Source organism: Yinghuangia sp. YIM S10712, assembly GCF_051388935.1.
Lineage (GTDB): Bacteria > Actinomycetota > Actinomycetes > Streptomycetales > Streptomycetaceae > Yinghuangia.
The window spans coordinates 316,484-324,489 of sequence record NZ_JBPKBI010000003.1 but is presented as its reverse complement, the minus strand read 5'-3'; the positions used below and the strand labels follow the sequence as shown (position 1 = coordinate 324,489).

General features: G+C 69.9%; 9 protein-coding genes. All 9 read left to right on the top strand.

The window, feature by feature from the left end:
* The coding region (gene tilS / locus ACRX5W_RS10860) for a tRNA lysidine(34) synthetase TilS (RefSeq protein WP_436787815.1) at nt 1-688 on the top strand (688 nt) is incomplete at its 5' end.
* A gap of 52 nt (nt 689-740) precedes the next feature.
* Nucleotides 741-1,307 (top strand): hypoxanthine phosphoribosyltransferase, encoded by a 567-nt coding sequence (gene hpt, locus ACRX5W_RS10855; RefSeq protein WP_436787814.1) that lies wholly within the window; start codon nt 741-743, stop codon nt 1,305-1,307.
* A gap of 294 nt (nt 1,308-1,601) precedes the next feature.
* Entirely contained in the window at nt 1,602-3,653 is a 2,052-nt protein-coding gene (ftsH, locus tag ACRX5W_RS10850; protein ID WP_436787813.1) for an ATP-dependent zinc metalloprotease FtsH, read from the top strand.
* Nucleotides 3,654-3,661: 8 nt separating this feature from the next.
* On the top strand, nt 3,662-4,264 hold the full coding sequence (gene folE, locus ACRX5W_RS10845) for a GTP cyclohydrolase I FolE (RefSeq protein ID WP_436788038.1): 603 nt from the start codon (nt 3,662-3,664) through the stop codon (nt 4,262-4,264).
* 758 nt (nt 4,265-5,022) lie between these two features.
* A complete protein-coding gene (gene folP / locus ACRX5W_RS10840; protein ID WP_436788037.1) occupies nt 5,023-5,817 on the top strand; it encodes a dihydropteroate synthase in 795 nt (264 codons plus the stop codon).
* A gap of 8 nt (nt 5,818-5,825) precedes the next feature.
* Complete coding sequence (locus ACRX5W_RS10835) at nt 5,826-6,293, top strand: nuclear transport factor 2 family protein (protein ID WP_436787812.1); 468 nt, start codon at nt 5,826-5,828, stop codon at nt 6,291-6,293.
* 300 nt (nt 6,294-6,593) lie between these two features.
* Nucleotides 6,594-6,953, top strand: a complete 360-nt coding sequence (gene folB / locus ACRX5W_RS10830) for a dihydroneopterin aldolase (RefSeq protein ID WP_436788036.1) — start codon at nt 6,594-6,596, stop codon at nt 6,951-6,953.
* A 23-nt stretch (nt 6,954-6,976) separates the two neighbouring features.
* Complete coding sequence (folK, locus tag ACRX5W_RS10825) at nt 6,977-7,507, top strand: 2-amino-4-hydroxy-6-hydroxymethyldihydropteridine diphosphokinase (protein ID WP_436787811.1); 531 nt, start codon at nt 6,977-6,979, stop codon at nt 7,505-7,507.
* Nucleotides 7,504-8,001 carry a DUF3180 domain-containing protein gene (locus ACRX5W_RS10820; protein WP_436787810.1) on the top strand — a complete coding sequence of 166 codons (498 nt, stop codon included), beginning with the start codon at nt 7,504-7,506 and terminating at the stop codon, nt 7,999-8,001. The genes folK and ACRX5W_RS10820 overlap by 4 nt, the downstream gene beginning before the upstream one ends.
* Nucleotides 8,002-8,006: the final 5 nt, after the last annotated feature.

Below are 8,006 nucleotides of genomic sequence, written 5' to 3'. Positions count from 1 at the left end.
GGGCCCCGAGGCCGCCGCGCGTTCCGCGCGCTACGAAGCACTCGACCTCGCCGCCGCCCGTCACCAGGCCCGCGCGGTCTTCCTCGGGCACACGCTCGACGACCAGGCGGAGACCGTGCTGCTGGGCCTCGCCCGGGGGTCGGGCGCCCGGTCACTGGCCGGCATGCCCGCGGTGATAGGGCATTTCCACCGCCCGCTGCTCGGCATCGACCGCGACACCACCCGCGCCGCCTGCGTCGCCCAGAACCTGCCGACATGGGACGACCCGCACAACGCCGATCCGGCGTACACCAGGGCCCGCGTGCGGCACGACGTGCTCCCGGTCATGGAGAAGGCGCTCGGCCCCGGCATCAGCGAATCGCTCGCGCGCACCGCGCGGCTGTTCCGCGACGACGCCGACGCACTCGACGCCTGGGCCGACCGCGTCCAACGCGAACTCACGCTCGAAGACGGCGGTTTGGACGTCTGTGCGCTCGCCGAACTGCCGGCCGCCGTACGCCGTCGTGTGCTCCGCCGCAGCGCGGTCAGGGCGGGCTCCCCTCCCGGCGACCTGTTCGCGCGGCACGTCGACATGGTCGAGCGCCTGGTGACCTCGTGGCGCGGCCAAGGACCCATCAACCTGCCGGGCGGCGTCGAGATACGCAGGCGATGTGGAAAGCTTCTCTTCCACCGGCCCTCGCAGCTTTGACGGCGTTACGGCGTTGACAGGGATCACGGGGACTCCGACAGGAAGAGCACAGGTGGACGAGAAAGACATGGGCACCGACCTCGCGCGCGTTTTGGTGAGCGAGGACGAGATCAACGCCAAACTGCGTGAGCTGGCCGAGCAGATCGACCGGGACTACGAGGGGCGGGACCTCCTCCTCGTAGGCGTTCTCAAGGGCGCCGTCATGGTGATGGCCGACCTCGCCCGCGCCCTGCACTCACCGGTCAAGATGGACTGGATGGCCGTCTCCTCCTACGGCTCAGGCACCAAGTCCTCGGGTGTCGTACGCATCCTCAAGGACCTCGACACCGACATCGCCGACCGTCACATCCTCGTCGTCGAGGACATCATCGACTCGGGGCTCACACTCTCCTGGATGCTCGCGAACCTCGCGTCGCGCGGCCCCGCGTCGCTTGAGGTCTGCGCCTTCTTCCGTAAGCCCGAGGCGGCCAAGGTCGACATCCCCGTCAAATACCTCGGCTTCGACATCCCGAACGAATTCGTCGTCGGCTACGGTCTCGACTACGCCGAGCGCTACCGCAACCTGCCCTTCGTCGGAACCCTCGCCGAGCACGTCTACGGCAGCGTGAAGCCGCACTGACCCTTGCCGCGGGGTGACCCGCGACACCACTGTCCCGGCTTGGGGAACAAGCGAACCGTTTTCCCTCGTTGGAGAGGTCGACGGGAGTCGTCTCCGTGCCGTGCCGCCTACGGGCGACGCGCGGGCGCGGTGTGGCGGCTACCTCCGGTGTACCTTCGTACGCAGTGACAGTTCGTAAGGCGACACTTCGTAGGCGACACTTGGTCGACACCGGACAGGGCAGTGAGCCCGGGGCCATCAGGTCCTCGGGTAGGGAGCTGGCAGGAGGGACGGGGCGGCTATAGCCCCGCATGAATGGACGTCAAGCGCATTTTCCGCGGGCCGATCATGTGGGTCGTGCTGGCCGTACTTGCTGTCTTCGTCCTGATGCAGCTCGTCGGCGGGTCGAGCGGCTACAAGGGTGTCGACACAAGCACGGTCATCCAGGCCATCGAGAACAACCAGGTCAAGAGCGCCAAGATCATCGGTGGCAACGACCAGGCCGTGGAGCTGTCCCTGAAGGACGGTCCCGACGGCAAGCCGATCAAGATCGACGGCAGCAGCAAGATCAAGTCGTCGTACCTGAACGACCAGCAAGGCGACAGGATCGCCGATCTGCTGACCCAGAAGGCCGCCGCGAACCAGATCCCCGACGGCTACACCGTCAAGATCGGCAAGCAGAGCGCTCTGGTCAGCATCCTGTTCTCCCTGCTGCCGTTCGCGCTCATCGTCATCGTCTTCCTGTTCCTGATGAACCAGATGCAGGGCGGCGGCTCCCGGGTGATGAACTTCGGGAAGTCGAAGGCGAAGCTGATCTCCAAGGACACCCCGAAGACGACGTTCTCCGACGTCGCGGGGGCCGACGAGGCCGTCGAGGAGCTCCAGGAGATCAAGGAGTTCCTCCAGGAGCCCGCCAAGTTCCAGGCCGTCGGCGCCAAGATCCCCAAGGGTGTGCTGCTCTACGGCCCGCCCGGCACCGGCAAGACCCTGCTCGCCCGCGCGGTCGCCGGCGAGGCGGGGGTGCCGTTCTACTCGATCTCGGGTTCCGACTTCGTCGAGATGTTCGTCGGTGTCGGTGCGTCCCGGGTCCGCGACCTGTTCGAGCAGGCCAAAGCCAATGCCCCCGCGATCGTCTTCGTCGACGAGATCGACGCCGTGGGCCGACACCGCGGCGCGGGCCTCGGCGGCGGCCACGACGAGCGCGAGCAGACGCTCAACCAGCTGCTCGTCGAGATGGACGGCTTCGACGTCAAGGGCGGCGTGATCCTCATCGCGGCCACCAACCGGCCCGACATCCTCGACCCGGCGCTGCTGCGTCCGGGCCGCTTCGACCGCCAGATCGCGGTCGAGCGCCCCGACCTCGAAGGCCGCCTGTCGATCCTCAAGGTGCACGCCAAGGGCAAGCCGGTCACCGAGGACGTCGACCTCAAGGCGGTCGCGAAGCGCACGCCCGGCTTCACCGGTGCCGATCTGTCCAACGTGCTGAACGAGGCCGCGCTGCTCACCGCACGGTCCAACAGCAAGCTGATCGACAACAAGTCGCTCGACGAGGCGATCGACCGCGTGGTCGCCGGTCCGCAGAAGCGGACGCGTCTGATGAGCGACAAGGAGAAGAAGATCACCGCGTACCACGAGGGCGGCCACGCCCTGGTGGCGCACGCGCTGCCCAACACCGACCCGGTGCACAAGATCACGATCTTGTCCCGGGGCCGGGCCCTCGGCTACACGATGGTGCTGCCGGAAGAGGACAAGTACTCCACGACCCGCAACGAGATGCTCGACCAGCTCGCGTACATGCTGGGCGGCCGTGCGGCCGAGGAGCTGGTCTTCCACGACCCGACCACCGGTGCCTCCAACGACATCGAGAAGGCGTCCGCACTCGCCCGTGCGATGGTCACGCAGTACGGCATGACCGAGCGTCTGGGCGCGATCAAGTTCGGCCAGGACGGCTCCGAGCCGTTCCTCGGCCGTGAGATGGGACACCAGCGCGACTACTCGGAGGAAGTCGCCGCTATCGTCGATGAAGAGGTCAAGAGGTTCATCGAGGCGGCGCACAACGAGGCCTGGGAAATCCTGGTCGAGAACCGCGACGTGCTCGACAACCTGGTCCTCGCCCTTCTGGAACGCGAAACCCTCGACCGTCACGAGGTCGCGGAGATCTTCGCCCCGGTCGCCAAGCGTCCGGCTCGTCCCGCGTGGACCGGGTCCAGCCGCCGCCAGCCGTCCAGTCGTCCGCCGGTCATGACCCCCAGGGAACTGACCGTCAACGGCAGCGGCGCGGTGCTCAACGGGGGCGGGGCGACCACCGGAGCCACCGGCGGGCCCGCGGCTGTTCCCGAGGGCCCGTCCGACCCAGCGGAGAAGTGAACGTGACGATCGACCCGGTCACCCTCGACGACGGCGGCGCCGTGGGTGAGTTCGACCAGGACCGCGCCGAGCGGGCGATACGCGAGCTGCTGATCGCGGTCGGGGAGAACCCCGACCGCGAGGGGCTCAAGGACACCCCCGCGCGGGTGGCACGCTCGTACCGCGAGATATTCGCAGGGCTGAACCAGAACCCCGAGGACGTCCTGACCACGACGTTCGACCTGGGCCACGACGAGATGGTGCTGGTCAAGGACATCGAGGTGTACAGCTCGTGTGAGCACCACCTCGTGCCCTTCCACGGCGTCGCGCACGTCGGCTACATCCCCTCGGAGGACGGCCAGATCACCGGTCTGTCCAAGCTGGCCCGCCTGGTCGATGTCTATGCCAAGCGCCCTCAGGTGCAGGAGCGCCTCACCACGCAGGTCGCGGACGCGCTCGTGCGCATTCTGCGCCCGCGCGGGGTGATCGTGGTCTTCGAGTGCGAACACATGTGCATGACCATGCGCGGCATCCGCAAGCCGGGAGCGAAGACGGTGACGTCCGCGGTCCGCGGCCAACTCCTCGACGCGGCAACGCGCGCGGAGGCGATGAGTCTGATCCTGGAGCGCTGACGGCCGCGCCGGTTTCGCTTCGGCACGCACGCGATGACGCCCCTCACGGGTACCGGGCCCACGGCCCGCCCGCGAGGGGCGTTCGCGTTGCCGCCGGGGCCGACGTCGGTCGAGCCCGGCTCCGTGCACCCAGGCGATACCCGCTTTCGAGCACCGGCCCGGAGGCACGCGTCCGGGGCGCTCGACCGCGATCTGGCGGTCGAAGCGGCCCGGGCGCGTGCCCCTTCCGGCCCGGATCTCGCGCTGTGTCCGCCTCCGTCCGCAAAACCGCCGGGGCGCCCGCGCCGGACGGTGTCGGGGCCGGTATCGCCGCGGAGCCGGCGACCGCCTGCCGCCGGGGGTTGGCCAGGCGCGCGTTGGACGCGCAGGAGACCGAGAGCAAGCGGCGGTTTTGCGATGGCCCGAGAACACGGTGGGCGTGCCGCCCGGGACGTGCTGCGTGTGCGAGATGCAACTCCCGTCTCCCTGGCCTGGACGCGGCACGTGCCGGGAACCTGCGAGTCGCGCCCGCCCGGGCCGGCCACCGTGCACCGTCTGACCGGTCTTTTCTGATTTGTCGAGGTGGATGGCCGAATCCGCCCTCGGCCCGTCCTGCGCCGCACCGTCCCGCCTCGCCTGACCGGCCCGTCTTTGCCCCTACGCTTGGGGCCATGACAGCGACGACCAAGCCCGAGGGGGGTGCCGCCGGCCGAGGGCTGGAGCGGGACGCGAAACCACCCAGCGTGCGGGGACTCCCGGACTTCGGCCGCTGCGCGGTCATGGGCGTGGTCAATGTGACCCCCGACTCCTTCTCGGACGGGGGCCTGTGGTTCGACCCCGACGAGGCCATCGCGCGCGGCCACGCGCTGCGCGCGGAGGGCGCCGACCTGATCGACGTGGGCGGTGAGTCGACCCGGCCGGGGGCCGAGCGCGTGCCGCTGGACGAAGAGCTCCGCCGGGTGGTCCCGGTGGTGCGCGGGCTCGCCGCGGCAGGTGCGATCGTCAGCGTCGACACCATGCGCGTCGAAGTCGCGCGCGCCGCAGTCGAGGCCGGGGCCGTGCTGGTCAACGACGTCAGCGGCGGGCTCGCGGACCCCGCGATGGCCGCGTTCGTCGCGGAGGCCGGGGTGCCCGTCGTGGTCATGCACTGGCGTGGGCACAGTCGCGGCATGCAGGACAAGGCGCACTACGACGACGTCGTCGGTGAAGTGCGCGCCGAACTCACCGAGCGCATGGACCGCGTGGTCGCGGCCGGCGTCGATCCCGAGGCGATCATCCTCGACCCGGGTCTCGGTTTCGCGAAGAACGCCGACCACAATTGGGCGCTGCTGGCGCACCTGGAGGCGCTTGTGGAGCTCGACCGACCGCTTTTGGTGGCCGCGTCCCGCAAGGCGTTTCTCGGCCGACTGCTCGCCGACGACCAGGGGCTGCGCCCGCCGCGCGGCCGAGACGACGCGACCGCCGCGGTGACCGCCCTCGCGGCGCTCGCCGGGGCTTGGGGGGTAAGAGTGCACGAAGTCCCGGCCTCGCGCGACGCGGTGCGGGTGGCGGCAGCGTGGCAGGCCGCCCGGTGAACAGTCCGATGAACGGCCCCGAGGACGAGCTGCTGTCCCCCGAGGCGGCCGAGGTGCGCGACCTCAACCTCGCGCTGTGGACCGCGGTGGAAGAAGGCGACCTCGACCGGCTGGGCGCCATATGGGCCGACGGCCCGGAGGCGGCGACGGTCACCTGCGTGCACCCGGGCTGGCCGGTCCTGCGGGGCCGCGCCGAGGTGCTGCGGTCGTACGCGCTGATCATGGCGAACACCAGCTACGTGCAGTTCTTCCTCACCGATGTGCAGGTGACCCTCGACGGCGACGTGGCGATTCTGTCGTGCACGGCCAGCCTGCTCACCGGCATGGGCGAGGAGGACGGCGACGACGACACCGGCTTCGCCGGCGGGCAGGCGGTCGTGACGAACGTCTTCCGGCGCATGCACGGCGAGTGGCGTCTGTGGCTGCACCACGCGTCCCCGGTGCTGGCGGAGGCGGACACCGAGGACGAGATCTGACGTCCTGACGCGACCTGCCCGGATCGGCGGTGACCTGCGGGATCTCGCGGGTCACCCCCGAGGTCCGGTGTGATCCGGGATTCGGGCGCGCCGGCGGGAACACCGGCGCCCGTCCGGCGGTTGGTCTTGCGTAGCACGCCGAAGGGGAATGCCCGACAGCACCCCACCCCGGGGGGCGTGAGGGTGCGTCTGGGTACATTCGGTAGGGCGCCGAGGCAAACGAGGGCCCGTCGGGGACCGCCGTGCAGCCCTTGAAGCGCGCCGGAAAGAGTAGTGCGCTCAAGGAGGCTGGACCTGATGCTGGACCGCGTTGCGCTGCGTGGGCTCAAGGCCCGGGGCCACCACGGGGTGTTCGACCACGAACGCCGTGAGGGCCAGACCTTCATCGTCGACTTGGTGCTGGGCGTCGACACGCGCCCGGCGGCGGCCGGCGACGACCTTGAGCTGACCGCGCATTACGGTGTCATCGCCGAGGAGGTCGTCGCCGTCGTGCAGGGCGAGCCGGTGAACCTCATCGAGACGCTGGCCGGGCGGATCGCCGACGCCTGTTTGGCACACAAGCCGGTCGAGGAGGTCGAGGTCGTCGTGCACAAGCCCGACGCTCCGATCACCGTGCCGTTCGACGATGTGACCGTGACGATTGTTCGGAGTCGTGTGTGACGGATTTGGGGACGGATACGCTCATGCGGTTGCAGGCCCTCAGCGGCCCGCACCGCGCGGTATTGGCGCTGGGCAGCAACCTGGGCAACCGCCAGGAGAACCTGCAAGGGGCCATCGACGCGCTTGCCGACACCCCGGGGATCCGGGTCAACGTCGTCTCGCCGCTCTACATCACCGAGCCGGTCGGCGGGCCCGAGGAACAGCCCGAGTATTTCAACGCGGTCGTGCTGGTCGACACCTTTCTGCCGCCCGACATGCTTTTGGACCGCGTCCACGCCGTGGAGGAGGCTTTCCAGCGCGTCCGCAAGGAGCACTGGGGCCCGCGCACGCTGGACGTGGACATCATCGTCTACGGCGACGAGGTCTCGAACGACCCGCGGTTGACGATCCCCCACCCCCGGGCGCACGAGCGGGCGTTTGTGCTGGCGCCGTGGGTCGACGCCGATCCGGACGCCGAGATCCCCGGCCACGGACGCGCGGCCGACCTGCTGGCGAAACTCGGCACCACCGGTGTCGAGCGCCGCGACGATCTGGAGCTGAGGCTGCCGGAGTGAAGCCGACGCGTCCCGCCTTGCTGCTCGGACTGGCGCTTGCCCCCGGGGCGCTGGCGTATGGCGCCGTCGATCTCTGGCAGACGCGCGGCACCCCGCCCGGTGTGCCGGTGCTCGCGCCTTTCGTACTTTTGCTGCTCGCCGTTGTCGCGCTGTCGACCGGACTCTCGCTGCGTGCGCGGTTCCGGGCGCAGCGCGAGCGGCGCGTCGACGCCAGGCCGGTCGACCCGCTGACGGCGGCGCGGGCGGTCGTTTTCGCGAAGGCGAGCTCCCTTGTCGGGTCGCTTGTCGCGGGTTTGTACGGCGGCTACGGCCTGTGGCTGTGGCTGCACCTGGACAACGATGCGCGCCGCGAACAAGCGGCGCGGTGTGGGTTTTCGGTCGGCGCCGCGATTCTGCTGATCCTGGCCGGGTTGTTCCTGGAGCGGATCTGCCGCATTCCGGACGACCCGGACGAGCCGCCGGGGCACCCGCGCGGTTCCTCGACTCCGCGCTGACCGCG